The sequence below is a fragment of the Zhenhengia sp. genome (assembly GCF_046966505.1).
In the GTDB taxonomy this organism is placed as follows: Bacteria; Bacillota; Clostridia; order Lachnospirales; family Cellulosilyticaceae; genus Zhenhengia; species Zhenhengia yiwuensis.
In genome coordinates this window covers 17,467-44,060 of record NZ_JBKVCH010000016.1, presented here as the reverse complement: position 1 = coordinate 44,060, position 26,594 = coordinate 17,467, and the positions used below count along the sequence as shown (strand labels likewise).

Here is a 26,594-nt window from a genome sequence, read left to right as displayed (position 1 = left end):
TTTATAGACTTAAGATTGGATTAAAAGAATAGGTGGACAAATTCTAATTAAATAATTCCTCAAAGAAGTTGCATCAATACTTGTTGCAACTTCTTTTGTTAATATACCATTTTCGAAGTCAATATCATCAATAGTCAAAGCTCTCATCTCACTCTTTCTAAGTCCACAACCAATAGCTAAATAAAAAGCAGCTTTATGCAATAAATTAATTTCAGTTGAATAATGTTGTAATAGAGTTTTAATTTCCTTGAGATATAATAATTCCGCATGATTAGTTTTAGACTCTTTTGGAAGTTCTATATGGATATATTTTAAGAAATCTATACAGAGCATCCAAAAGGATAGCAAATAGGAAAAGGCTATACAAGTTCTTGTAGAAACTAATATTATAAGTCCAGTAGCGTAGCAGTTAGATAAGAGGAATATGAATAATGTACCATCTGTAATTAAGAAGATGGATAAGTATGTAGAGGATAGGTTTTAATAGGCTTATGCTTATTTTTTTATGCTAAAATACTGACTTAATTAGAAATATATGATAAATTTAGAGTAAGAAAAAAATAGATGTGTTTGAGTGAAATTATTGTTAGTATGCGAGGGGGAAGACAAATGCCATTCGTTAAAATAGATGAAAAAAATATTTATTATGAAGAATATGGCAAACATAATAAGAATACAATAGTTTATTTTCATGGTGGACCTGGTGAGAGCTGTCTTAGTTATACACACCAAGCTAAAGTTCTAGGGGAGAACTATCATGTTATTAGTTTTGACCAATATGGGGTTTTAAGGTCAGATGCTATCCCAGAAAATCAAGTGTTTGGAGTTAAAGACCATGCTCAATTGATTGAAAAAATGAGAAAAAAATTAGGAATTAATTCATGGACAGTGCTAGGACATTCATATGGAGGAATGCTTGCCTCTCACTATGTTCATACATATTCTAAGCATGTGGATTCTGTAATTTATGACTGTCCTACATGGAATATAGCTCTTACATCTAAAACAGTTGCATCTTTTCTATTACCGTATTTTGAAAAGGTTGGGTGCGAAAAGGGCGTGAATATTTGTAATGACATCCTAAATGAAGAAATTACCAGTAAAGATGCATTTGATAAAGCAATAATGTTATCGAGAATGATGCAAGAAGATGAGGGGATAAGAATATATAGTCATGTAATTGATCCGCATGACTACCAACAATATAACATGAAATATATACCTCAAATCAATACTGATGCCACTAATTGGGGGAAGTTTGTAGTACATACACAAAAACTTATGGAACAGGGAGATTTCTATAACAACTATCTTCCAAATTTAAAAGATATAAAGGTACCATCATTATTGTTAGTTGGAAAATATGACTTAACTTGTGGTAAAGACCAACAGGATTACTTTTGTAAGTATTCACACAACGGATATATTGTCGAATTTCAAAATAGTGCACATTTATCATGGATTCAAGAACCCCAAGCCTATACGAAAGCAATTATCGATTTTTTAGATACAAAGATATAATGATTTCTATGTAACTCTATCTCAAATTAAGTATGGTACAAAATGAGCAAACATAATGCGAAATAAGCACCTTAGGATTTATTAGACTCATTGTAAATACAGTCTTGTATGGAACAAATAGTTATTTAACAAGTCAATAAAAATATCTTTTGGACTAGGACTTCGGTTCTAGCCTTCTTTTTTCATGAAAAAAGAAGTAGACTAGGGAATCTACTTCTTAAGCCAAAGAAGCCTATAAATTTAGGGGAGTTATAGGGCTCCTTCATAAATATTACCGCAACGGACAAGTAATATTTATGAATATATAATAAATATAAAAAACAAAAAAGTCAATATTTATACAATTATAATAAAAAATCATAGTTAATTTGAGACATTATATAGATATAAGTCTAATAAAGTGATATAATGTTTAATGTTGAGGATTAATCTAGTACCTTTTTTATTTTTGAATAGAATATATTTCATAAAGATTAGCTTTTACTCAGATAATAATTTTTATAGGTAAATATTATAAGATTTAGAAGAGATATTTTCACCAGCGAAGATTATCATATTAACCTTAAGAGGGATATTGATGAAGGATAATATTTCAGTTTATTAAAGGTTTGTTGCAACATAACCACAAGTTAAACAAATAGTTATTTCGAGGTAGGTTTTATGAACCTATCTCTTATTTTTTATCCAAATACTGATTTTGTAAAAAAAATATGATAAAGTTAGAGTGAAAAATATTTTATAGAATAATAGCTTATGGCGGTGAGATAGTAAAAAAGATTATAAAAGAAATAATAAGATTATGTTTAAGAGGTATTTTAGGATGGAATACGTATTCTTTACATAGCCTTAAAGAACGAAGTAAAAAGCAAGAGCCTATAGGTCTGAAAGAAGAAAGATAATGAAAAACGAGAAGTATCATTTTTTAGGTAAGATTGTAGCTTAATATTACTTTTTGTTTAAAGACCGATTAGAAATTTAACGTACTAAAATAGGTTCATATTTGAAAAAGGAGGTACGAGATGGAAAATAGAAAAATAGCAAATAAGTATGTACCAGAAGTAACAAGTAATCTTAGAAAAAACTTTGTAAGAATGCCGGAAGAAATAGCAGAGTGTAGTGGTATTCGTATATTTGGTAAGCGCATAAAGTCATTTATCTTTACAACAGATGTTGCTATCATAAAAAATACAAATGCAGATGCGGTTATTGCAGTTTATCCTTTTACACCACATCCAGCTATTACTCAAGCTATTTTGTCTGTTTCAGATATACCTGTTATATGTGGAGTAGGTGGCGGGCTTACACATGGTATTCGCTCAGCTAATATTGCACTACATGCCGAATTTCAAGGAGCTATAGGTGTGGTATTGAATGCCCCAACTCCTAATGAAACAATTACATACGTAAAGGAACATGTAGATATTCCAGTTATCATAACAGTCGTGAGTGAATTAACAGATATAGGAGAGAAGCTTAAAGCAGGTGCAGATATTATTAATGTAAGCGGAGGAGCAAACACTGTTCGTATAGTAGAAAAAATACGAAGGGAATATCCTGATATTCCTATCATTGCTACAGGTGGTCCGAATAAGGAAAGTATCTTACAAACTATTAGAGCTGGAGCAAATTGTATTACATATACGCCACCTACAAACTGCGAATTATTTAAAGAAAAAATGAAATTATACAGAGAAATTGAAAATAGTAAGTATTATAGGGGGTGTGAAAACAAGAATTAGATAATACCAAGCCTTAGAGCAAGTATGCTTTAGGGCTTTTTGTTATAGGTATCAGGAAATATATTTGATATATTCCCTAAAGAGAGGAAGAAACACAGCTAAAAAATAATTATAGATATTGCAGACTTTATAGTTCATACAGTTCAATAGAATAGTTATTAAAAAAGTAAATACAAATATTATTTTAGAGTAGGTAGAATATCTACTCTTTTTTAGTGACTAAAAGTGCTGTATTTTTCATTTGTTTTTGTAATTTAATCACAATGTTGTCCTACATACATAGTATATAAGTGTAGTATCGTTTTTAAAAAAGGAGGTATCTATTAGGGAACGTAATAGTTGCAGAAGATAAATATAAATTTTTAGTACTTATAAAAAGTAGTAAATAGACTATTAAATAGAATTGATTGTAGAAAGGTGGAGAGAATTGTATGAGTATGAATCCCTTTTTAGAGAAGCCCATGAATCTAAACTGTTCATTTAAGGATTGGAAGAGTATTTATCCTAAACCTTATAATAAATATGAGATAGATCCTTATACCAAGACACGTATTATACTTATGAATGGAACAGAATTTGAAGCAAATTGGTTTTCTCATCAATTTTCTAGGCATTGCCCCAATAATGATTTAAGACGTGAAATTGCCCTAACAAGAAGAATAGAGCAGCAACAGCAAAAGGTAATTAGTGTTTTAAAGCCAGCAAATGAAAGTATTCTTGAACATACAATTAGTTATGAGCAGCTAGCTGTTGATTTAACAGCAATATTAGCACAAAGAGAGCCAGATTGTTATGTAAAAGCAGCTCTTGATTTTGCATTATTAGAAGACTTTGATCACCTCTATCGTTACTCTGATTTATTAGAGATGGAATATGGGACAAAATCTGAGTATTTAGTTGGGCATTATACAGAGATTATGCCAGGTAGACCAACCATATCTGAACATCGTTATCCTATAGATAATATTAGAAGATTCGTAAATTTCGATACAGCAGATCCTATTACTAAACTTAATATATCTATTATTACAGCAGCTGAACAACAAACTATGAATTATTATATGAATATAGCAGGTTTCTATTGTTCTGATCTTGGAAGACAGCTTTATCAAGAAATTGGCTTAATTGAAGAACAGCATGTAAGCCAGTACGAGAGCTTAAAAGATACACGATTAACTTGGCTTGAGGACTTATTATTACATGAGTATACAGAGTGTTATTTATATTACTCTTGTTATGAAGATGAAACAGACTGCTACATTAAAAAGATTTGGGAAGAACATTTAGAACAAGAAATTGCTCATCTCCATAAAGCAGTACAACTTCTTGAACGATTTGAAGGAAAGTGTTGGCAAGAAGTTATTCCAAATGGATATTTCCCTGAACTTCTAAGATTAGGACCTAATAAGGAATATATAAGGGATGTCATTAGAAACACCGTGTATCTAACATCGGTAAAAGAGGACTATGCAGAGCCTTGTGAACTTTCTAGTGATGCATCATTCTTTAAATTCCAAGAAGCTTTAAATCATGATGTATGCAGTGTACCTAGCCATAAAACAATTGAAAAGATAATTGATGAGAATGGAGAAGATTATCGTTTTGAAATAGCACCTCATCCAATTAAAGAACTAAGCAATAGAACATGTGATAATGTATGTGTTGGAGTAGTATAAAGAAGTATGTGAATGAATAACAGTTTGCGTTCCAGCCAAATAGCATTCACGCGAATGTTCTGAAGCGCAGCCTTACTTTTTAATTGCCAATAAAGGCTAGGAATATCTTTACAGTTTAATAAAGATATTTCTAGCCTTTAGGTTTATAATATTTTATTGGAGTGGATTTAAATTTTCATTGGCACTCATACTTAAAATCATTTGTACAAGGAGTTCAATTTCATTTTCGATATCTTGAAGGTTGACAGCTTCACAAGGTGCGTGCATATAACGAAGTGGTAAGGAAACAAGTGCTACTGGAACACCTTTACCTGTTAATCTAATTCTGTCGGCATCTGTACCTGTGGATCTTGGAGTGAGTTCATACTGAAGTGGAATATTATGTACTTGAGCAGCTTTCTCTAATAGCTCATTGATTTTCTTACTAATAGGTGCACCTTTAGATAGGATAGGTCCTTTACCAAGAGATACACAGCCACATTCCTTTGGATTCATTTCTGGATGATCTGTTGCGAAAGAAACATCACAAGCAATACCCATAGTTGGATTAATATGACTTGCTGCAAAGTAAGCACCACCCATATTAGTCTCTTCATTTACTGTACTTACAGCATAAACTGCCACATTAGGATTCTGATCCGCAACTCTTCTAAGTACTTCGGCTACAATAAAAGCACCTGTGCGGTTATCTAAACCACGTCCTACCATAACATCATTAAGTAAATACTCATAGTTTGTATCGTAGATTACATAGTCACCCATAGAAACATACTCTTCAATTTCTTCTTTATTACGTGCCCCACAATCGATAAAGAGGTCCTGTACCTCCACCTTATCTTTAGGGTCCCCTTGATGTTCAGGTTTAACACCTACTATACCTTTTATAACGCCTTTTTTACCTAAAATTTTTACAGTCATACCTAGCGCTAGTTTAGGATTGATCCCACCTGCTTTGGTTACATACACATAACCATTTGAATCAATATAGCTTACCATATAAGCAATCTCATCGCAGTGTCCTGCAAGCATTACTTTAAAAGGTTTATCAGGATTAACAGATGCTATGACATTGCCCACTACATCTGTTTCAATTTTGTGAGCAAATGGTTCTACATATTGAATCCAGAGTTTTTGAAGTTCTACCTCATCGCCAGATGGTGAAGGTGTTTCAATTAATTGTTGTAAAAAATGTTTAGATTCTGGTCTCATTTTATCCTCCTAAATATAATAATATCTTTATCATATCATATTTACTTTCTTTGCATAGAGTCTATTAAGAAAAATGAGTATGACAGAAAATACCTTAGACTTCTATAAATAATAAATTTTAAAAGGCTAGATACTAAATATGGAGTATTTTTAAAGGAGGTTTATAAAATGGCGAAAGAAACTGGATTTGCAAGCTTTACAACAGATGCAACAAAAAATCATATACAAGAGCAGCAAAGACAAGCTGGAGATCCTTTTGCAGGTGTGCAAAGACACAAAGATAAACAAAAAGCTATGAATAAAAATAATTAATCGAGAAGCGAGTGATTGTTTTATGAATAATAATAAAAATAGAATGAAAGATAGAGATAAAAGCAATGCAACAATGCGAAAGATAGACCCTAGTCGTTATGCAGATAAAGGGATTATCAATGGTGAAAAAATTGGTGTACATGATGGTAAACATGAAAAAAGCAATTAAATATTAGTTTTTAAAATGAAGAGGAATAGGATTAAAAGTACCTAGTCCTCTTTATTTCTATACATCAAATACTCATTAAATAATGACCATTTACTTTACTTAGAACAACTTTTAGCAAATAACGCGTATGCAATACCTTTAATTTATGTTATGCTATGCTATAGACAAAAATAGCATTAAGGAGATAGATAATGATTGAATTAGGTAAAATTCAAGTGCTAGAAGTGGTGCGTGAGAGCGACTTCGGTGTATATTTAAACTCAAAAGAAGAAAAAAGTGAAAATGATATTTTACTTCCTAATAAACAATTTCCAGAAGGTACAAAAGTAGGGGATGAACTAGAAGTATTTATCTATAGAGATACAGCAGATAGACTTATTGCCACAACTATTATGCCAAAACTTACACTTGGCAAAGTAGCAGAGCTAGAAGTTGTAGAACTGACACATATTGGGGCGTTCTTAGACTGGGGGCTTCAAAAAGACTTATTCTTACCTTTTAAACAACAAGTTGGTAAGCTTCAAAAAGGTGATAAAGTTATTGTAGGTCTTTATATTGATAAAAGTGACCGTTTATGTGCAACAATGAAAGTATATGATGTACTAAGCTGTAAATCACCTTATAAACAAAACCAAAGTGCTAAAGGGCTTATCTATAGTATAAAAAAAGAACTTGGCCTATTAGTTGCTGTAGACTATACTTACCATGGTTTAATTCCTTCAAAAGAAGTATTTGGGCGTTACCAAGTAGGTGATGTAGTAGAGGTACGTATTAAAAAGATTAGACCAGATGGTAAATTAGAGCTTAGTATGCGTAAACAAGCTTATCAGCAAATAGAAGATGATGCACAAAAACTTATGCGAATACTAGAAGAAAGAGATGGTATACTTGCTCTTAATGATAAAAGTACTCCAGAACGTATTAAAGCAGAACTCAATATGAGCAAAGCTTCTTTTAAAAGAGCAGTAGGGCGTCTCCTTAAAGAAGGTGCTATTATGTTTGTAGATAATGGTATTAAAAGAAATTGGTAAAATAAATAAAAAGAGTTTCCTATTATATGAATTATGGAAACTCTTTTTGTTTGAAATTTGCATTTTACTGTGGTATAAAAATAATAGATATTATTTCAAGAAAAATTGACATCTATAGGAGTTTATATGAAAAAACATAACACAATGAAAGACATTATTATTATTGGTTTTGCTTTATTTGCCATGTTCTTTGGTTCAGGTAACCTAATTTTTCCACCGTATTTGGGAAGATTAGTAGGAGAGCAATACGTTACAGCTATGATTGGCTTTATGATTATGGGGGTAGGTTTACCACTTTTAGGCGTTATGGCAACGGCTAAAGCCGGAGGAAGTTTTGATGAGATCGGGAATAAAGTAGGAAAGACCTTCTCTATTATTTTAATGACAGCACTTATTTTAGCTATTGGACCTTTTTTAGCTATTCCAAGAACAGCAGCTACAACTTTTGAAATTAGTATTAGACCTTTCTTACCAAGTGTAAGTCCTTTTATCATTATTGCTATCTATTTTGGGATTAACTTATTCTTTGTACTAAGTCCTAACTCTATTGTTGATATTATAGGTAAATTTTTAACACCTGCTTTACTGATTACGCTTTTAATTCTCATTGTAAAGGGAGTACTCGTACCAGTTAGTACACTTACTGACAATACTTTACCTAATACATTTACAGCTTCTCTTATTGAAGGTTATCAAACAATGGATGCACTTGCGGCAGTATGCTTTGGTGGAATTATTGTTACAACTATTAAATCTAAGGGCTATACAAGTACAAATGAAGTGATTAAAATGACACTTAAGTCCTCTTTAATTGCTATTGGAGGGCTTGGTATTATCTATGGTGGTCTTATGTATCTTGGTGCACATACGACAAACCTTGTAGGTGAAATTGAAAAGACAGCACTTGTTATTATGCTTGCTAAACAAATATTAGGAAGTGCAGGAACTGTCTTTCTCGCTGTAGCTGTTGCACTTGCGTGCCTTACAACTTCTATTGGGCTTACAACAACAGGTGCTACGTATTTTTCAAATTTATCTCGTGGTAAACTATCTTATAAAGTAGCTGCTATCCTTATTTCTGTTTTAAGTATGGCGATTGCGCTTCTTGGGGTAGATCATATTGTAGGCCTTACAACACCTATTTTAAAAATTCTCTATCCAATTATTATTGTACTTGTCCTTTTAACACTTATAGGCAAATATGTATCTTCATCATGTGTTTATAAAGTAACCGTCTATGTAACACTTGTAGTAGTACTTATTGATGTACTTGGAAAACTCTTTAATATAACTATTTTACAACGTTTAATGAGTTATTTACCTTTAAGTAGCGTAGATTTTGCATGGCTTACACCGGCACTTCTAGCCTTTGCAGTTTCTAAACTTTTTCTTTGTAAAACAGAAAAAACTGCTTAAAGGTATATTATAAAAACCTAGAAATTATAAATATTTCTAGGTTTTTAGTTTTGAAGGATAAAGTTAGGTATCTTTTGAGAAAATACACTTTATAAACTCATAAATTAGTCTAATTGACCATAAGTATTAAAAGTAATATTCTGGCATTTATGTATTGACATAAGCCAAGTTGTAGATTAGTCTAATAAAGGCTAAATAGAAAAAACTAGAGGGATGATACGATGAACGAACAAGAAATTTTACTTAAACAAACCTTTCATGAAGAATTGTTAGGTTTATATAAACGTATTGTAAAAGAATTAAAATATAAATCACCACGTCTATTAGAAATGATGAACAAATACGGTGGTTATGAAGCTGTTATTAAAATTCTTCCAACAGATGCTCATACATTTGACTTTACTTTACTTTGGGAACAAGAACGTCTAGATTTATCCATTGAAGCTTTAGTCACTAAGGAACGTTATAAAACACTTTTTCCACCAGACGTTATACAGTTTTGTCAAAAACGTCTTGATGAATATAATTATGCACCTAAAAAACTAAAAGAAGAAGATCCTCAGCTAGATGACTTTATTAATGATCTTTTTAATTTTGATACTTTAGTGCAAGCAGAAGAACCTGCACCGAAGGCACCATCTATTCCTAAATCTGATACAGATATTCTAGAAAGAAAAGTGTCACAAGAAGAATGGGAAGAACTTTTTGTAACACCTTCTATCTTTACATCAAAAAATCAAGATATGATCATTAAAATGTATGGATTAGGTGGCAAACATGTTACGCCAGGAGAAATAGGGGCTCAAGAAGGCTATACTACTAAATATCCATTTTATGAAGTTATTATGACACTTGCAAAACGTATTAAATCAGCCCTTAAATTAGAGGTGCCTGTTAATGAGATGGGTAAACCGGTTTGGTGGCAAATTCTATTTATAGGCATGTATCATAACAATCAAGATTTTAGTTGGTCTTTAAGAGATGAGCTTATTCAAGCTCTTCATCATCTTATGGAAATTGGAACAATTGAAAAAGTAGAACGTCCTATTAAAGAAGATGAAACTATTCAAGAAGTGGAAAAAGTTATTCCAGTAGCTGAAGCTCAAGTAGAAAATCTACCTAGTACGGTAAGTAAGCCTGAAATCAAAGAAGCACCTATTGCCGAAGACGTTTCTATGGAAGTTTCTAAACCTAAAGTAGAAGAAACTTCTCTAGCTAGTCCTGAACCGGTATTAGAAGAAGTGGCTATAGCTGCAACTGAAACAGCTATACCTGCACCGTTGGAGATAGTAGATCAAGTATTAGATGAAACAGCTATTAAAGAAAATACTACCTGGGCAGCCCTTAAGACAGAATGTTTAGATTACTATGGTCCAGTTTGTGATTTATGTGGTTTTGATTTTGGTTACACTTATGGGGAAGCTTTTGAAAACTTTATTAAAGTTCATGTTATCAAACCTTATTCGGATGAAACCCTTCAGACTTTAGACCCTCATAAAGATCTAGTACCTATTTGCTGTAACTGTGATGCCGTTATTCATAGCAAAATACCAGCTTATAGTATTGATGAAGTAAAAGAAATGCTTGCAAAAGCTCAAAAAGACGTAGATTAATCCTCTACGTCTTTTTGTTTTATAGTTTGATAATCCATGTTATACTTTTTAAAAGGAGAGGATTTTATGAAGAAAACAGCACTTATTACAGGGGCTACAAGTGGGATAGGAAAAGCCTATGCTGTAGCTTATGCTGCACAAGGTTATCAGCTTATTTTAACAGGTAGGAGGCGAGAGCTTTTAGAAAGCTTTGCTCATGATCTTTCTACATATTTTAAAATAAAAGTAACAGTATGCCTTGTAGACTTTACGAATACAAAAGCTTTTAACTCTTTTATAAGTTATATTGAAACTGCCTTGCCTATTCATGTTTTAGTAAACAATGCAGGCTATGGCCTTGAAAAGAGTTTTACAGAAGATACATTTAATATACAATGGGATATGGTCAATGTACATGTTAAAGCAAGTATCCAGCTTGCACACCTCATTTCAGCTAACCTTAAAGCACTAGGACTTACAGGGACAATCATTAATGTTTGCTCATTAGCAAGTATGATTCCTTTACCTACATCTGCTATGTATTGTAGCACTAAGTCCTTTTTAGTTAAATTCTCAGAGTCTCTAGCTTTAGAACTTAAACCTTACGGGATTAAAGTACAAGCCTTATGTCCAGGATTTGTACACACAGATTTCCATGATAAATTAGGTATTGCTAAAGAAAAGTGTCATACAAAAGGTATTGTGACATGGATGGGACCAGAAGAAGTGGTTAAGGATTCGCTTAAAGCACTTAAACACAACTGGCAAGTCATCTGTATTCCAGGAATATGGAATAAAGCTGCTTATCAAGTACTTAAGATAGTTCCACGTAATCTTTATTATAAAGCGATTACAGAGTATGATTCTTGCTTTTCTACAAAGATAAAATAAGTATAATTTCCCTCTTTTAAGCACACTTTATATAAAGATAAGATTGCTTAAAAGGAGAATAAACCATGAAAAAATTACGTTTATTTGTGCTACTTTTAATACTTGTTACCCTAAGTAGCCTTATACCAACTTATGGCCTTGAACCTATTGACCTTCCAGAACCTCCTGCACCTAGTGAACCTGAAAAACCATCCTTTATCGTCTGTATCGATCCTGGGCACCAAGCCAAAGGAGATGGTAAAAGTGAAGCCGTAGCGCCTGGTAGTGGTCAAAGAAAAGCTCGAGTTTCTTCTGGTACAGCAGGCGTGGCTACAAAAAAAGCTGAATATGTAGTAAATCTTGAAGCTTCTATGATTCTTAAACAGCTTCTTGAAGAAAAAGGTTATACCGTTTATATGACACGTGAAAGTCATGATGTTAATATTAGTAATGCTGAACGTGCTGAATTCGCCAATCAAAAAGGTGCTCAAATGACTATACGTATTCATTGTGATAGCATTGGAAACAGCGGTAAAACAGGCGCAACCTTACTTGTTCCTTCCAAGACAAGTAAATATACGAGCGGTATTTACGAAAAGAGTAATGCCTATGCAGAGTGCCTAAAAACTGCGCTCAAAGAAAAGGGTGTTAAAGTAAATGGTATTTTTGAACGAGGAGATATGACTGGTTTTAACTGGTCACGCGTTCCAGTAGTGATCTTTGAAATGGGCTTTATGAGTAATTATAATGAAGACCGTATGCTTTCCGACCCAAGCTACCAACACAAGCTAATGGAAGCTGTTGTAGAAGCATTAGATATGTACCGAGACAATGAGCAATAAAAAGAAGTGCTTGCAAATTATTTTTGCAAGCACTTCTTTTTTTAATAATGTACATCTATCAAATGGAAGGTAATAGATTTATTACTCCATCCTAAATCATAAGGAACAAGAAGCCTATCTGTATTATGGCATGTTACAAGTGGATAACCTTTTGAATCTAATCCTGTTACAGTAGAAACATGCGTGATACGGCCTTTTTTCTCATAAGCTACAATATCGCCAGGACGAAGCTGGTAGGCTGATTGATAAACTTCTTTATAACTTCCCTTAGCGATGTAGGAAGCACGTCCACTACCTACCCAATAATTTTTAAAAGCCTGTGCATTCAGCCATGCCTTAGTTCCATCATTTGTATAATTCCAGGTACCATTCTTTTTAAATCCACCTCCCTCATAAAGAATCTGTGAAGCAAAGTTGGCACAGTCCCCACCTCTTGGGTTACAATTTAAATACTTTTTATTGTATCTAAATAAGTTCTCTCCTTCACCAATACCACACCACATATGAGCATAATCCACAGCCTTCTGTGTACGTTCATCTATTTTATAATCTGGAGCTTTATGATTCAGGATGAACTGCTTCATTTCTTCGGATTTCTCGTTAGTAATATCTAAAGAGTCTGCAAAGGGGTCTGTATACCATTCTTTTACGATTTTATAAGTACCATCTTTCTCTTGAAGATGAATATAGTGAGAAGTACCTAATTTGAAAGAAGTGATTGCTTCAGGGCTATCCGTATAACTATACGTAAATTCTGTAGCCACATTACAAGTCATTCCAAAAAGTCCATTTCCTCTATCACGTACTTTACGCATATGAATCTGGGAATGAATATCGTGGAAAGTAATCCCTTGTTTATCTGCCCAGTTTTTTAAATATTTAGCTTTAATCTCTTCATGTTCAAAGGCATATAACCCTGTTTTAATATGTGTATCATAAAGATCTTTTAAATGTTCTATATCTGTTTTAAGAAGGTCTTGATTACGACTTTCAAGAATCCCTTTTAAAATTTCTAAAAACTTAGCTTGTAATTCTTCCTCTGATAAAGGATGAGGATTATCAGAAGGTGTATTTTGATCCAATACCGTATCTTCTGTCGGTGGCTCTGGCAAAACAGGAAGTTCAATTTCAATAGGTAAATCATCTAGGTAAGTCGTTTCAGTAGCATAAATGCTACTAGATAAGCCTATACTAACAAGTATTGTGGCTATTATAAACTTTTTGCAATAGCTACATTTTTTCAAGGGGATGCTCCTTTCATATCAAAAATCCTTACTTTATAGGTTTTGTAAATTTTTAAAATTTATAGATGGAAAATATGGTAGAAACCTAATAGGAAAATAGAGCTAGAATGACAGTTCTAGCTCTATTTTTACAAATTGCTCTTGTTTAATAACTATCCTTATTTTTTTTTAGATATTATGTTATAATAAAGTACTGAAAAAATTAAGGAGGTCCTTATGGGAGAAAGAAAAGAAATTAAAATTACTACAGTAGAAGCAAAAAGACAGATGGATATTATTGCCCAGCTGTCACAACATATAAAAGACAAAAATCTTAAATTCTGCATCTCTACATTTGGTTGCCAAATGAATGCCCACGATTCTGAAAAAATCCAAGGGATGTTGAAACAAATAGGGTATATTGAAACAGATAAAGAAGCTGAAGCAGATTTAATTCTTTACAATACATGCTGCGTTAGAGAGAATGCTGAAAAGAAAATATTCGGTAAATTAGGCTACTTAAAACTTTTAAAACGTAAAAAACCAGATTTACTAATTGCTCTTTGTGGTTGTATGATGCAACAAGACGTAGTACTTGAAAACTTAAAGAAAAACTATAGACATGTGGATATAATTTTTGGAACTTATAACTTATATAAATTACCAGAGCTCCTTCAAACACGTTTTGAAACAGGTAAAGCTGTTATTGATATTTGGGATTCTCATCAAGATATTGTAGAAGACCTTCCAAGTGAACGTAAATATCCATTTAAATCTTGCGTTAACATTATGTTTGGCTGTAATAACTTCTGCACTTACTGCATCGTGCCTTACGTAAGAGGCCGTGAACGCAGTCGTAAAAAAGAAGATATCTTAAATGAAATTCGCACACTTGTTGCAGATGGTGTTAAAGAAATTATGCTCCTTGGCCAAAATGTTAACTCTTATGGTAAGACCTTAGAAGAGCCTATGACTTTTGCTCAGCTTCTACGTGAAGTAAATGCAATTGAAGGTTTAGAACGTATTCGTTTTATGACTTCACATCCTAAAGATTTAAGTGATGAGCTCATTACAGCTATGGCAGAATGTGAAAAAGTATGTAACAGTTTACATTTACCATTCCAAGCTGGTAGCAGCGAAGTATTAAGACGTATGAATCGTCATTATACAAAAGAAAGCTATTTAGAGCTTGTACGCAAAGTAAAAGAAGCTATGCCAAATATTGCCCTTACAACAGATATTATTGTTGGGTTCCCTGGTGAAACAGATGAAGACTTTGAAGAAACAATGGATGTTGTAAGACAAGTAGGTTTCTCAAGTGCCTTTACTTTCATTTATTCTAAACGTACAGGTACACCAGCTGCTACTATGGAAGACCAAGTGCCAGAAGATGTAACTAAAGAACGCTTCAATAGATTACTTGATCTTGTAAACAGTATGCAAGCTGATTATATGCATACTTTCTTAGAACAAGAAGTAAGTGTTTTATTTGAAGAGGTTAACAAACAAAACCCAGAACTTTTAAGTGGTCGTACAAGTGAAGGCCTCTTAGTTCATGCTAAAGCAGATCATAATTTAATCGGACAAATTAGAACAGTTAAAATAACAGAGAACAAAACCCACTATTTAGTAGGTACTTGTTTATAGAAGGTGATTAATATGAACGTAACACCTATGATGAGACAGTATTTAGACATCAAGGAAGCCAATCCAGACTGTATTTTATTCTTTAGACTGGGTGACTTTTATGAAATGTTTTTTGAAGATGCTAAAACAGCTTCTCGAGAGCTCGAAATTACTTTGACAGGACGTGATTGTGGCCTGCCTGAACGTGCCCCTATGTGTGGGGTACCGTTCCATGCAGCAGACAACTATGTAGCCCGTCTTGTAGAAAAAGGTTATAAAGTAGCTATATGTGAACAAGTTGAAGACCCTTCAGCTTCTAAAGGGATTGTAAAACGTGATGTAGTACGCATTGTCACACCAGGGACTATTTTAGAAGGTAATACGATTCAAGAAGGTAAAAATAATTATATTGTTTCTATTACAAGCGTAAATGAACAATATGGGTTAAGCCTTTGCGATGTTACAACAGGTGAATGGCTTGTAACCGAGCTTGCTAATACAGAAGGCGAGCATAAGTTACTTGATGAGCTTGCTAAATTCGCACCTGTTGAATGTATGCTAGATGAAGTTACCTTCACAGAAACAAAACTTAAAGATACACTTAAAGACCGTTTTAATGCAGTAGTTGAAGTGATTCCAGCTCATGTTCTTGATAGAGATCTAAGTGAAAAATTACTTCTAAGTCATTTCAACATATTAAGTCTTGACGGTATTGGACTTAGTCAACATCCTGCATGTATGCTGGCTGCATCTAGTTTATTAAATTACTTAAAAGAAACGCAGAAGAATGAACTTTCTCACTTAAGTCATATAAGCTATTACAATGTGAATGAGTTTATGCTCTTAGATAGTTCGACAAGACGTAACCTGGAACTTACAGAAACGCTCCGTGAGAAAAAACGTAAGGGATCCCTTTTGCATGTACTTGATCATACCCATACAGCTATGGGAGCACGTTATCTTAGAAAGTGTGTAGAGCAGCCCCTTATTCATAAAGATGCTATTAATGACCGTCTTGAAGCAACTTCAGAACTAAAAGACAATGTATTCTTAAGAGAAGAGTTAAAAGATTATTTAAATGCCATCTACGATATTGAAAGACTAGTAGGTAAAATCTCCTATGGTACGTGCAATGCTAAAGACCTCATTGCACTTAAGCAATCTTTAGGTGTATTACCAGATATTTATACAAGTCTTGAAAATGCTTCAAGCCCACTTCTTAAAGGGCTATATGAAAAGTTCGATTTACTTTCAGACTTATTTGAACGTATTGATGTAGCCATTATAGAAGAACCACCTATCTCTTTACGTGAGGGAGGACTTATCAAAACAGGCTATAACAGCGACATTGATGAGCTACGTCAAATTAAAACGCATGGTACGAACTGGCTTTGCGAAGTAGAGGCGAAGGAAAAAGAAAAGACAGGTATTAAAAACCTAAAAATTAAATATAACAAAGTCTTTGGCTATTTCCTTGAGGTAACCAACTCTTATAGTAATCTTGTACCAGACTATTTTATTCGCAAGCAAACTCTATCGAACTGTGAGCGTTATATTACAGAGGACTTAAAAACCATAGAAGAGAAAATTCTAGGGGCAGATGAAAAATTACAAGCACTCGAATATACGCTTTTTACTGAGTTACGTGACTTTATTGCATCCCATATGGATAGACTGCTTAGAATGTCAGGTGTTATTGCCTCTTTAGATATGCTATGCTCACTAGCTACAGCGGCTGAGGTTAATAATTATGTTAAACCACTTATCGACGACTCTGATTGTATTGATATTCAAGATGGACGCCATCCAGTAGTGGAAAATATTATTGGTCATCATCAATTTATTGCCAATGATGTTTACCTTGATCAAGCTGATCATCAAATTAACCTTATTACAGGTCCAAATATGGCGGGTAAATCTACCTTTATGCGTCAAACAGCTCTTATTGTACTTATGGCACAGATTGGTTCCTTTGTACCTGCTACATCAGCTCATATTGGTGTAGTAGACCGTATCTTTACAAGAGTAGGGGCATCAGATGACTTAGCTTCTGGGCAAAGTACCTTTATGGTAGAAATGATGGAGGTTTCAAATATCTTACATCATGCTACCCAAAAGAGTCTTTTAATTTTAGATGAAATTGGTCGTGGAACAAGCACTATTGATGGACTTAGTATTGCTTGGGCTATTATTGAGCATATTGCTAATCCGAATAAACTAGGTGCTAAAACCCTTTTTGCTACCCACTATCATGAACTTACTGAATTAGCAGATACCATTCCTTCACTTAAAAACTACTGTATTCAGGTTAAAGAAATGGGGGAAACTATTATTTTCCTCCATAAGATTATTCCTGGTAGCGTAGACCATAGTTATGGTATACAAGTAGCTAACCTTGCTGGTCTTCCAAAAGAGGTTTTAGACCGTGCCCATGAAATTATGGATTCTATCGAACAGGCTTCTTCACGAGACTTACGTGATGTGGTTCAAACTTCTTCTAAAACGGTGCCTCTAATAGAAACAGCTAAGCAAATTGCTGTAGAACCAGTAGTATCTGCTGTGCCTGAGCAACTAGATTTATTTGTTTCTCATACAGAAAGTGAAATTGTTAAAACTTTAGAAAATCTAGATATTATGGACATTACGCCTTTGCAAGCTATGCAGATTCTGTATGATTTAAAAAAGAAAATAAAGGCTTAAGGAAGTGATTGATTGGCACTTATTAAATTATTAGATACTCATACTATTAATAAGATTGCTGCTGGTGAAGTAGTAGAAAGACCAGCAGCTGTTGTAAAAGAACTTGTAGAAAATAGTATCGATGCCAAAGCTTCTTCTATTACTGTAGAAATTAAAAATGGAGGCATTGACCTCATTCGTATTACAGACAATGGCAAAGGTATTCCAAAAGATGAAGTAGAGATCGCCTTCTTAAGACATGCTACAAGTAAGATTCAGACAGCTGAAGATTTATCTCATGTCTTATCCTTAGGCTTTCGTGGTGAGGCCCTTGCAAGTATAGGGGCTGTCTCAAAAGTAGAACTTCTTACAAAGACACCTCATGACTTAACAGGTAAAAGGGTAGAAGTAGAAGCCGGTAAAATCATCAGCAGTGAAGAGATTGCCTGCCCAGCTGGAACCACCTTTATTATGAGACAGCTTTTTTACAATGTACCTGCTAGAAGGGCCTTTTTAAAGACTGTTTCAACAGAAGCTAGTAAAATTGCTGATGTAGTATATAAACTTGCCTTAGCACATCCTGAAATTGCTATTAAATATATTCAAAATAATAAGCTTATCTTTCAAACTAATGGAGGATATGATCTTCAAAGATGTGTCTTTAGCCTCTATGGCAAAGAAACAGCTAAGGATACAATTCCTTTTCATTATGAAAAAGATGGCATAGAACTTTCTGGCTTATGTGGATTAGCGACGCTTGCACGCGCTAATCGTAATTATGAGTTTTTCTTCATTAATGGCCGTTATATTAAAAGTCCATTGCTTCAAAAAGCCGTAGAAGAAGCTTACAAAACACTTATTACTATTGGCAAGTTTCCTTTTATTATACTGCACCTTAATCTAGCACCTGAGGAAGTAGATGTAAACGTGCACCCAACGAAATTAGAAGTACGTTTTAAAGAGAGTGACCGTATTTATAATGCTGTGTATGAAGGCGTACATCATCATTTATCAGCTGAGAATCTTATTCCTAAACTCACTAGTCTTACACCATTAAAAGTGCCTAGACAAGAACCTACACCTGTACCAACACAGGTACGTGTAGAAAGTTTCTTTGATAAGCCTCAGTTTAATAAATCTTATGATATTGGTAAACTGACTAGCTCACCTTTAAAACGTCAGGAAGACTTCAAAGTGACTCAAACAGTTTATAAACCATTATTCGAAAATACATCTAAGACCTCTTCCTCATTAAGTGAAGAGGCATCAGCTTTGCCAAGTGTACCTGCAGAAATACCTAGTACTCATGCGAAAGAAAGTCAAGCTTTATATGTAGAAGCGCCATCTTCTCATATAAAGATAATAGATACAGTAGCTGAAACATCTATGGTATCCCCTCTGATACATGATATGAATCAAGAAACGGCACAAGTCAATGCGCCTTATAAGCCTGTGGAAGGTTTAGATTACAAGATTATTGGCCAACTTTTTAATACCTACTGGATCCTTGAATATAACGATCAAGTGATGATTATGGATCAACATTCAGCCCATGAGCGTGTCATGTATGAGCAGTATATGAAAGACTTTACTACAAGTCATGTATCTACTCAAATACTCCTTGTACCAGAAACTATGAATCTTCCTAAGGGAGAGCTACTCTTTATAGAACAAAACCTAGAATTACTTAATAAGCTAGGTTTTGGTATTGAGCTTTTTGGGGAAGAATCTATTATGATTCGTGAAGTGCCATATCTTTTCAATCAACCTATGAGTCTAGCAGCTTTTAAAGATATGCTAGATAGTATTGATCTTAAAAAGGTAACCAATCTCTACGAAATGAAAGAGGCTCATATTATTCAGCTTGCTTGTAAGAGTGCCATTAAAGCTTATGACCAGTTAACCTTTTCTGAATGCAAGGCATTAATTGAGTCTCTTTTGACCCTTGATAGCCCTTATACATGTCCTCATGGCAGGCCTACCCTTGTTAAGCTCAGCAAGACAGATATTGAAAAAATCTTTAAACGTATACAGTAAGGTGAAATAATGAAAAAAAAACTTATTTTAATTGCAGGACCTACTGCATCAGGCAAAACGAAGTCTAGTGTACTACTCGCCCAACAAATAGGCGGTGAAATTATTTCCTGTGACTCTATGCAGGTTTACAGACGTATGGATATTGGTACAGCTAAAGTGCGTCCTGAAGAAATGGAAGGCATTCCACATTATATGATTGATGTATTAGAACCTACTGAGGGTTGTAATATTTCATGGTTTAAAGAGCAAGTTACACGTCATATTGAAGAGATTTCAAACCGTGGTAAAGTACCTATTCTGGTAGGAGGTACAGGTTTTTACTTAAATGCTATCTTATTTGATACACAGTTTGAGGAAACGGATACAGACCTTTCTTATCGTCAGTCTCTTGAAAAAGAAGTGCGTACAAATGGAGCTGATTCACTTCATAAACGTCTTCAAGAAGTAGATCCTGTATCAGCTGAAGCTATTCATGCCAATAATGTAAAACGTGTTATTCGCGCTTTAGAATATTTTCATCAAACAGGTGTCCCTATTTCAAAGCATAATGAGAAAGAACGCAAAAAAAGAGAAGCTCTAACTTCTCCTTATGACTACACCTTCTTTGCACTAGATATGGACCGTGAAGTTCTTTATGATCGTATTAATAGGCGTATTGATAGGATGATGGATGAAGGGCTACTAGAAGAAGTGAAAGTACTTTATGATGAAGGATTTTCAGAAGATTTAACAAGTATTAAAGCTATTGGTTATAAGGAGTTCTATCCTTACTTTAGAAGAGAACTTACCCTTGATGCCTGTATTGATAAACTTAAACAAAATACACGCCATTATGCTAAAAGACAGCTTACATGGCTTAGACATCAAGCGAAACCTATCTTTATCCCTGTAGATCAATATGATTTTGATGCACAAAAAATAGTAGATGTTATGAAGTCTAAAATACAAAGCTAAGTCAAAAAACTATATAAAATTTGGAAATAGATGTATAATAAAGAAGTATTCAGTTTATACTATCCGTAATGGAACTAGAAAATTTAGGCAATATATAGACAAGTTTAGTATTATCCTATACAATTAATCTATTAAATCCTTAGGAGGGGTATATTATATGAGTAAAGCAATTAATCTTCAAGATTTACTTTTAAATCAGTTAAGAAGAGACCGTGTGTCTGTTACAGTATTCTTAACAAACGGTTTCCAAATTAAAGGTACAGTTAGAGGGTTTGATAATTTCGTTGTACTTTTAGAAAGTGAAGGCAAACAACATATGATCTATAAACACGCTATTTCAACTGTTTGTCCATCAAAAACTATTAACCTGAATATTGCATCAGCAACAGAGTAATAGTCAAATATTGATATGCAAGGGATTTAACGAAATATAAAACCCTCGTCATATGTATAGCACTAAAATAATGACAACACATGTTTTTCTCTAAATTTATGAGAATCATGTGTTGTTTTTCTTTACCTTGATTTCTATTATGCTCCAATTTACGTATTAAAAAAATAAATTTAATAACATTAATTAACAAAAATTAAAATTTATACAAAAAAGGGTTGCATAAAAGCTTAACATAAGTTATACTTCACTTGGATAAAAAAATAACAATATAATATGAGGTGAAACATGAAACTGACTAGAAAATTAGCTAGCTTAGTAATGACAACAATTTTAGGTGCCACTGTTATGGTGGGGTGTAGTAATACAAACAGTGAACAAGCACCTGTACAAACTTCTAGTGTAAGTGGAACATTTGAAGGAGAAGCAGATGGGAAACATGGTGCAATTAAAGTAAGTGTCCTATTAGAAAATGGACAAATTGCAGACATTGAAATCCTTGAAACTAAGGAAAATGTTGTACTTTCTGAACCAGTTTATACAAAAGTAAAACAAACAATGATTAATAACAATAATGTTAATGTAGATGCCATAAGTGGTGCAACAGAGACAAGTAATGGATACATAGCAGCTGTACAAAATGCTTTAGCTAAAGCAGGCGTAGAGATGAATGGCGATAAAATTCCAGTAGAAGCAATGACTGAAGCTGAAACAGAGCAAACTTATGACGTAGTTGTAGTAGGTGCTGGTGGTGCTGGTTTTAGTGCTGCACTTGAAGCCAAAAATGCTGGTGCAGAAGTTGTCATTTTAGAAAAAATGCCAACGATTGGTGGAAATACACTTATTTCAGGTGCTGAAATGAATGCTGCAAATACTTGGGTTCAAGAAAAAGTTGGCCTTGAAGATAGTGTAGAATTATTCTTTGAAGATACAATGAAAGGTGGCGACTATAAAGCTAACCCTGAACTAGTTAAATATTTAACTGAAAATGCAACTGAAAGTGCAGAGTGGTTACACGATTATGTAGGTGTAAACTTTATTGAAGATAAATTATTCCAATTTGGTGGACATACAGTAAAAAGAGCTTTAATACCTAATGATCACACAGGTGAAGATATGATCACTAAGTACAAAATGAAAGCTGATGAACTTGGTATCCCTGTAAAAACAGAAACAGAAGCAACAGAGTTAATCGTTGAAGATGGTAAAGTAGTAGGTGTAAAAGCTAAAAATACTGCAGGTCAAGATTTAACTTTTAAAGCGAATAAAGGTGTTATTCTTGCAACAGGTGGATTCGGTGCAAACATTGAAATGCGTGAAAAATATAATGCTGAATATGGTGCAGAATACCTAACAACAGATGCAGCTGGTACTACAGGTGATGGTATCGTTATGGCAGAAGCTATTGGTGCTCAATTAGTAGATATGGAATATATCCAAACTTACCCAGTATGTAACCCTGAAACAGGTGTTATTTCACTTCTTGCAGATTCACGTTTTGATGGAGCTATCTTAGTTAATCAAGAAGGTAATCGTTTCGTAGAAGAGTTAGAACGTCGTGATGTAATCTCAAGAGCAATTTTAGCTCAACCAGGCGGCTATGCTTACCAAGTATGGACACAACACATTGGTGAAATTGGTGGAACTTTAGAAGCACATCAAGAAGAATTTGAAATGCTTGAAAAACAAGGTTTAATTCATAAAGCAGAAACAATTGAAGAAGCAGCAGAATTCTTTAATGTACCAGTTGATGCTTTAAAAGCAACAATTGAAAGAGTAAATACTTTTGCAGCAAATGGAAAAGACGAAGACTTTAATCATAGAGCAGGCTTAGTAGCAATGACAGAAGGTCCTTTCTATATTCAAAAAGCTGTACCATCTATTCACCATACAATGGGTGGAATCGTTATTGATGTAGATACACATGTTATTGATGTAAATGGTAATGTAATTCCAGGACTTTATGCAGCAGGTGAAGTCACAGGTGGTATACATGGTTCAAACCGTTTAGGCGGAAATGCGATTGCAGATATTACTGTATTTGGTAGAACTGCAGGTGTAAATGCAGCTACAGCTCAATAATAAATTAATTTAGTAAAAATTAAAAAACAATAAAAGCTAGTGTGTAGCTATTACTCTTAGGGTAGTGGTTATACGCTAGCTTTTTTATAATAAAATATCCTATATTCTCTAGGATAAGCAAGAAGAAAACTATTGTCCCGTGGGTATTTGGTGTCTTGGATCAAAAGAAAATATTAGTAGCTAGGAATTTATTATTAAGCCTTTAGTTTTTGTAGCCTTGCATATATTTTTAATAGAGGTATAATGAATAGTGTTGAATTTACTTACAAGTCGTAACAAAGGAGTAATCATGAATACACTATCTGAATTATTTAATATCGATCATGAGACACAACAGTTTTGTGAACAGACAAAACTTGAACTTGCATCTGTTTTAGAACGTATTGAATCCAATATGCATATAAATGGTGCTAAAGTACTTGCTGCTATGCAAAAAAATAAATTAAGTGATGTACACTTTGCTGCTACAACAGGCTATGGCTACAATGATTTAGGCCGTGAAGTCGTAGAGCAAATTTATGCAGATATCTTTAAGACAGAGTCTGGTCTTGTGAGACCTCAGCTTATGTCAGGCACACATGCCTTAACAGTAGCCTTATTTGGTAACTTACGTCCTGGGGATGAACTTTTATCTCCTGTAGGGAAACCTTATGATACATTAGAAGGTGTAATTGGAATTAGACCTACAGTAGGAAGCCTTGCAGAATATGGTATTACATATAAACAAGTAGACTTAAAAGAAGATTTTTCTTTTGACTACGATGCAATTCGTAAGGCTATTACACCAAAGACAAAGATGGTAACCATTCAACGTTCTAAAGGCTATAGCTACCGTCCTACTTTTACAGTAGAGCAAATTGGCGAGCTTATTCGTTTTATCAAAGGTATTCGTAGCGATATCATCTGTATGGTAGATAACTGCTATGGTGAATTTGTCGACGTAAAAGAACCTACAGAAGTAGGTGCTGACCTTTGTGTTGGTTCTCTTATTAAAAATCCAGGAGGCGGTTTAGCACCTATTGGTGGCTATATCGTTGGGAAAGAAGAATATGTAGAAAATGCTGCAATGCGTCTTACAGCACCAGGCCTTGGAAAAGAAGTAGGCGCGACACTCGGTCTTAACCAACCTGTCCTACAGGGTCTCTTTATGGCACCACAAGTTGTAGCAAGTGCCCTAAAAGGTGCTATTTTTGCTTCAGCTTTATTTGAAAAGCTTGGCTTTGAAGTAATGCCTAAATCAAATGAATTTAGAAGTGACATTATTCAAGCTATTAATATGCGTACACCAGAAAATGTTATTGCATTCTGCCAAGGCATTCAAAAAGGTGCTCCAGTTGATAGTTATGTTGTACCAGAACCATGGGATATGCCTGGCTATGATGCCCCTGTCATTATGGCAGCTGGTGCTTTCGTTCAAGGAGCTTCTATTGAACTTAGCGCTGATGCACCGATTAAACCGCCTTATACAGTATTCTTCCAAGGTGGTCTTACAGACTATCATGCTTATCTTGGCATTATGATGGCTGTTCAAACTATGAAAGATAAAGGACTTATTACTTTAGCGTAATCCTTCTATAAAAAAGCCCTATTATTCTAATAAGAGTAGTAGGGCTTTTTTATTGGTTAAAAATTCTAAATATGCTATGATTATAAAATAAAGATTATAAAAAGGAATAGGTGGTGACTATATGAACTTTAAAGATCTTCCTAATTATCATACTTTTACTCAGATTGAACAGATTCATAAAGGGTGGTCAGATGACCAGAAATATTATATTGAGAATACTTACGGTGAAAAACTATTATTACGTATTTCAGATATTACTGAGTTTGAACGTAAAAAGTCTGAGTATAACAGCCTCTGCGAACTCGTCAAAAAAAATATTCCAATGTCAGTTCCTAAGGAGTTTGGTATTTGTAATGATGGAAAAAATGTCTATATGCTTCTAACTTGGATAGAAGGAGAGGATGCTGAAAAAATTATACCTACGTTACCTGTCCAAAAACAATATGAGCTAGGATTAAAAGCGGGGCAAATTCTAAAACAAATTCATTCTATATCTTCCCCTCCTACTCAAGAAGATTGGGCCCTCTATTTCAATAAAAAAATAAATCGTAAAATAGAGGGGTATAAAAATTGTGGTATTCACTTAGAAGGAGAAGATAGATTTTTTACATATATTGATGAACATCGCCATCTTTTAGTTAACCGTATTCAAAGCTTGCACCATGGTGATTACCATATAGGTAATATGATTATAACGCCAGAAGGTGAATTGTCCATTATTGACTTTAACCGACTAGATAATGGGGACCCTTGGGAAGAGTTTAATCGTATTGTATGGTGTGCTTCATGCAGTAAATATTTTGCCTCTGGACGTATTGACGGATATTTTAATCATGATGTACCCTATCTTTTCTGGCAACTATTAGCACTTTATATCAGTAGTAACACACTATCCTCTATTTATTGGGCTATCCCATTTGGAAAAAGTGAGCTAGAAACTATGATTAATCAATTTCAAGATGTGTTAGATTGGTATGACCAGATGTCAAATCCTATTCCAAAGTGGTATGAGTCTGTTTAAATTTAATCAGATATACAAGTTAGGGGTAGTTTTAACTAAGTATACATACTCTAAGTAATTATGCTTAAAGGAGAAATATAAATGAATCTTTACATAGAAAAAGCTAAAACGGAAGATATCAATGAACTAGATAATATTCAAAAAGCAGCATTTAAAAGATTATATGCTATTTATAAAGATGAAAAGAGCCCCTATCTCAAAGGCGTAGATGAAATGATAAAATGGCTCAATCTAGATAAAATTCTATATTGGAAAATATACTATAACGGACATTTATGCGGAGGTATAGCTTATTATAAAAAGTCAGAAGGTGAATATTATCTTGCCAGACTCTATATTCATCCACAGTATCAGAGTAAGGGCATCGCAAAACAAGTCATTTTATTATGTGAAAGAAAAATTTTAGATGCCAAAAGATATACGCTTGATTTTCCAATAGATCAAATTGCAAATAGAAAATGCTATGAAAGTGCTGGCTATATAGATACAGGGATGCGAGAAGTCATTAATTCAAAGCTTACCCTTGCCATCTATGAAAAGGTAGTAGGATATACTAACTATCTATATGTACGACAAATGCCAAAGAAATAATGAATTGTGTTGCATTTGGTTATTTCACATTATAAATTATACAGGC

The 26,594-nt window shown here is 33.8% G+C and carries 22 protein-coding genes; 19 read left to right on the top strand and 3 right to left on the bottom strand.

The window, feature by feature from the left end; genetic code table 11:
* Positions 1-9 precede the first annotated feature (9 nt).
* Entirely contained in the window at positions 10-333 is a 324-nt protein-coding gene (locus ACLTBU_RS14880; RefSeq protein ID WP_412219725.1) for a tyrosine-type recombinase/integrase, read from the bottom strand.
* A gap of 276 nt (positions 334-609) precedes the next feature.
* Here ACLTBU_RS14880 and ACLTBU_RS14875 point away from each other — a divergent pair, with 276 nt between their 5' ends.
* The 3 genes from ACLTBU_RS14875 to ACLTBU_RS14865 all read left to right on the top strand — a co-directional run bounded on the left by ACLTBU_RS14875 (position 610) and on the right by ACLTBU_RS14865 (position 4,936).
* On the top strand, positions 610-1,521 hold the full coding sequence (locus tag ACLTBU_RS14875; RefSeq protein ID WP_412219724.1) for an alpha/beta fold hydrolase: 912 nt from the start codon (positions 610-612) through the stop codon (positions 1,519-1,521).
* Positions 1,522-2,540: 1,019 nt separating this feature from the next.
* The gene (locus ACLTBU_RS14870) at positions 2,541-3,260 is read left to right on the top strand and encodes a hydrolase (RefSeq protein WP_249332998.1); all 720 of its coding nucleotides are present in this window, start codon (positions 2,541-2,543) and stop codon (positions 3,258-3,260) included.
* 431 nt (positions 3,261-3,691) lie between these two features.
* Entirely contained in the window at positions 3,692-4,936 is a 1,245-nt protein-coding gene (locus ACLTBU_RS14865) for a hypothetical protein (RefSeq protein WP_412219722.1), read from the top strand.
* 153 nt (positions 4,937-5,089) lie between these two features.
* Here the strand turns inward: ACLTBU_RS14865 and ACLTBU_RS14860 are convergent, their stop codons facing one another.
* Positions 5,090-6,145 (bottom strand): M20/M25/M40 family metallo-hydrolase, encoded by a 1,056-nt coding sequence (locus tag ACLTBU_RS14860; protein WP_412219720.1) that lies wholly within the window; start codon positions 6,143-6,145, stop codon positions 5,090-5,092.
* A 168-nt stretch (positions 6,146-6,313) separates the two neighbouring features.
* Between ACLTBU_RS14860 and ACLTBU_RS14855 the strand changes: the two genes are divergently transcribed.
* The 7 genes from ACLTBU_RS14855 to ACLTBU_RS14825 all read left to right on the top strand — a co-directional run bounded on the left by ACLTBU_RS14855 (position 6,314) and on the right by ACLTBU_RS14825 (position 12,377).
* On the top strand, positions 6,314-6,457 hold the full coding sequence (locus ACLTBU_RS14855) for a hypothetical protein (RefSeq protein WP_412219719.1): 144 nt from the start codon (positions 6,314-6,316) through the stop codon (positions 6,455-6,457).
* A gap of 22 nt (positions 6,458-6,479) precedes the next feature.
* On the top strand, positions 6,480-6,626 hold the full coding sequence (locus tag ACLTBU_RS14850; RefSeq protein ID WP_249332995.1) for a hypothetical protein: 147 nt from the start codon (positions 6,480-6,482) through the stop codon (positions 6,624-6,626).
* 191 nt (positions 6,627-6,817) lie between these two features.
* On the top strand, positions 6,818-7,657 hold the full coding sequence (locus tag ACLTBU_RS14845; protein ID WP_412219717.1) for a S1 RNA-binding domain-containing protein: 840 nt from the start codon (positions 6,818-6,820) through the stop codon (positions 7,655-7,657).
* Between the two features lie 126 nt (positions 7,658-7,783).
* Positions 7,784-9,073 carry a branched-chain amino acid transport system II carrier protein gene (brnQ, locus tag ACLTBU_RS14840; protein WP_249332993.1) on the top strand — a complete coding sequence of 430 codons (1,290 nt, stop codon included), beginning with the start codon at positions 7,784-7,786 and terminating at the stop codon, positions 9,071-9,073.
* A gap of 221 nt (positions 9,074-9,294) precedes the next feature.
* The gene (locus tag ACLTBU_RS14835) at positions 9,295-10,686 is read left to right on the top strand and encodes a hypothetical protein (protein WP_412219715.1); all 1,392 of its coding nucleotides are present in this window, start codon (positions 9,295-9,297) and stop codon (positions 10,684-10,686) included.
* A gap of 66 nt (positions 10,687-10,752) precedes the next feature.
* Complete coding sequence (locus tag ACLTBU_RS14830; RefSeq protein ID WP_249332991.1) at positions 10,753-11,556, top strand: SDR family NAD(P)-dependent oxidoreductase; 804 nt, start codon at positions 10,753-10,755, stop codon at positions 11,554-11,556.
* Between the two features lie 65 nt (positions 11,557-11,621).
* Positions 11,622-12,377 carry an N-acetylmuramoyl-L-alanine amidase gene (locus tag ACLTBU_RS14825; protein WP_249332990.1) on the top strand — a complete coding sequence of 252 codons (756 nt, stop codon included), beginning with the start codon at positions 11,622-11,624 and terminating at the stop codon, positions 12,375-12,377.
* Positions 12,378-12,418: 41 nt separating this feature from the next.
* Here ACLTBU_RS14825 and ACLTBU_RS14820 read toward each other — a convergent pair whose 3' ends face one another.
* Positions 12,419-13,621: an amidase domain-containing protein gene (locus tag ACLTBU_RS14820; protein WP_249332989.1), complete on the bottom strand. Its 1,203-nt coding sequence runs from the start codon at positions 13,619-13,621 to the stop codon at positions 12,419-12,421.
* A gap of 216 nt (positions 13,622-13,837) precedes the next feature.
* On the opposite strand from ACLTBU_RS14820, the gene miaB reads away from it, so the two are divergent.
* The 9 genes from miaB to ACLTBU_RS14775 all read left to right on the top strand — a co-directional run bounded on the left by miaB (position 13,838) and on the right by ACLTBU_RS14775 (position 26,548).
* The gene (miaB, locus tag ACLTBU_RS14815) at positions 13,838-15,247 is read left to right on the top strand and encodes a tRNA (N6-isopentenyl adenosine(37)-C2)-methylthiotransferase MiaB (protein ID WP_412219710.1); all 1,410 of its coding nucleotides are present in this window, start codon (positions 13,838-13,840) and stop codon (positions 15,245-15,247) included.
* Between the two features lie 12 nt (positions 15,248-15,259).
* Positions 15,260-17,926 carry a DNA mismatch repair protein MutS gene (gene mutS, locus ACLTBU_RS14810; protein WP_412219708.1) on the top strand — a complete coding sequence of 889 codons (2,667 nt, stop codon included), beginning with the start codon at positions 15,260-15,262 and terminating at the stop codon, positions 17,924-17,926.
* Between the two features lie 12 nt (positions 17,927-17,938).
* Positions 17,939-19,942 carry a DNA mismatch repair endonuclease MutL gene (gene mutL, locus ACLTBU_RS14805; RefSeq protein WP_412219705.1) on the top strand — a complete coding sequence of 668 codons (2,004 nt, stop codon included), beginning with the start codon at positions 17,939-17,941 and terminating at the stop codon, positions 19,940-19,942.
* 9 nt (positions 19,943-19,951) lie between these two features.
* Positions 19,952-20,896: a tRNA (adenosine(37)-N6)-dimethylallyltransferase MiaA gene (gene miaA / locus ACLTBU_RS14800; protein ID WP_412219703.1), complete on the top strand. Its 945-nt coding sequence runs from the start codon at positions 19,952-19,954 to the stop codon at positions 20,894-20,896.
* Between the two features lie 157 nt (positions 20,897-21,053).
* Positions 21,054-21,290, top strand: a complete 237-nt coding sequence (gene hfq / locus ACLTBU_RS14795; RefSeq protein ID WP_249332985.1) for an RNA chaperone Hfq — start codon at positions 21,054-21,056, stop codon at positions 21,288-21,290.
* A gap of 285 nt (positions 21,291-21,575) precedes the next feature.
* Positions 21,576-23,369: a flavocytochrome c gene (locus tag ACLTBU_RS14790; protein ID WP_320651623.1), complete on the top strand. Its 1,794-nt coding sequence runs from the start codon at positions 21,576-21,578 to the stop codon at positions 23,367-23,369.
* Positions 23,370-23,658: 289 nt separating this feature from the next.
* Positions 23,659-24,936, top strand: a complete 1,278-nt coding sequence (locus ACLTBU_RS14785) for an aminotransferase class I/II-fold pyridoxal phosphate-dependent enzyme (protein ID WP_412219700.1) — start codon at positions 23,659-23,661, stop codon at positions 24,934-24,936.
* 121 nt (positions 24,937-25,057) lie between these two features.
* Complete coding sequence (locus tag ACLTBU_RS14780) at positions 25,058-25,957, top strand: phosphotransferase (RefSeq protein WP_249334724.1); 900 nt, start codon at positions 25,058-25,060, stop codon at positions 25,955-25,957.
* Positions 25,958-26,038: 81 nt separating this feature from the next.
* The gene (locus ACLTBU_RS14775) at positions 26,039-26,548 is read left to right on the top strand and encodes a GNAT family N-acetyltransferase (RefSeq protein WP_412219699.1); all 510 of its coding nucleotides are present in this window, start codon (positions 26,039-26,041) and stop codon (positions 26,546-26,548) included.
* The last annotated feature ends 46 nt before the right edge of the window (positions 26,549-26,594 follow it).